This window comes from Mycolicibacter sinensis (genome assembly GCF_001667375.1).
Taxonomy (GTDB): Bacteria; Actinomycetota; Actinomycetes; order Mycobacteriales; family Mycobacteriaceae; genus Mycobacterium; species Mycobacterium sinense_A.
The window spans coordinates 1-1,229 of record NZ_LZIN01000106.1; the positions used below are offsets into that span (position 1 = coordinate 1).

The 1,229-nt window shown below is 63.9% G+C and carries 1 protein-coding gene; it reads right to left on the reverse strand.

Going from position 1 to position 1,229, the window contains the following annotated elements; genetic code table 11:
• Nucleotides 1–10: 10 nt before the first annotated feature.
• A complete protein-coding gene (locus A5771_RS21305; RefSeq protein ID WP_064857188.1) occupies nt 11–1,225 on the reverse strand; it encodes an ISL3 family transposase in 1,215 nt (404 codons plus the stop codon).
• Nucleotides 1,226–1,229: the final 4 nt, after the last annotated feature.

Genomic DNA, 1,229 nt, shown 5'->3' on the forward strand with positions numbered 1-1,229 from the left:
GTGCGGCTCCTCAGGTTCTGGTGGGGAGCGTGACCTGCAGTCCTCCTAGGCAGAGGTAGATCATTGAGGCCAGTGTTTGGGCGGAGTGGTGTCCGTAGCCGCGGGCGTTGATGAGGCGGATCTTGCTGTTGATGCCTTCGATGAGGGCGTTGGAGATGCCGAGTTCGATGGCGGCCAGGATGGGTTCGAAGTAGACCTCGAAACGTTTGCCCAAGGCGACGAAGGCGGGGATGCGGGAACGCTTGGCTGCGGTGATCCAGGCTTTGAGCAATCTGCGGGCGACGCCGGGTTCGTGGTCGTAGCGGTAGAGGTCGCGGGCTTGTTCTTTGAGTGTCCAGGCCCGGCCTATGCGGCGGTTGGTGCGTGCGATCTGGTTGACCAGGGCGCGTTTGTCGTCGGTGAGTTTGTTCTCGCCGGTGCGCAGCGCCCAGCGGGCGGCTTTCCAGTCGGCGGTGGCGTGCCCGGGTAGACGGATCGATTCGGCGAAGACGCGATCCAGGGCGCGGTTGACCCATTGCATGATGTGGAAGCCGTCGTAGCAGATGACCGCGTGTGGGACTGCGGCGGTGGTGGCACTCGTATAGGCACGTGAGACGTCCATGCTGACCGCTTCGATCTGCGAGAGTGCTGAATCCGTCTGGGAGACATAGAAGTTAGCTAGGGATTGCTCGCTGCGCCCGGGTTGGATATCGACGACGGTTCCGGTGTCGTGGTCGCCGATGATCGTCAGGTATCGGTGGGGGTGGCGGTAGCAGATCTCGTCGACCCCGATGCGGTAGAGCGTCTGTAGGCGGCGTTGGTCAAGCAGCTCGGCCACGCCGCGGTTGATGATCGTGGTGACGGTTTCCCAAGCGCAGCGCATCAAGGTAGCCACTGAGGTGCGGTCGGTGCGTTGGGCCAGCCACAGCACCATGTCTTCGAAGTCGCGGGTATGGCGGGCGCCGGGACGGGCCCAGGGCAGTTCCTCGGTAGTCACCCCGCAGTCCGGGCAGTCGATGCGGCGGATGTCGTAGACCAGCCACAGCCGTGCTCGAGCCAGATCCAGATGGCGCCAGCGCCGGCGACGCCGGTCATAGATCGACCGGAAACGTTTGCCGCACGGGCAACGCAGCAGCCGGGCCTTCGGACGCAGGCTGACCTCGATCTCACCGCCATCGATGACGACATCGGTGACCGAAGCCCCGGGAATCTGCAATAGGCGGTTAAATGCAGTACTGACGCGCACGCGG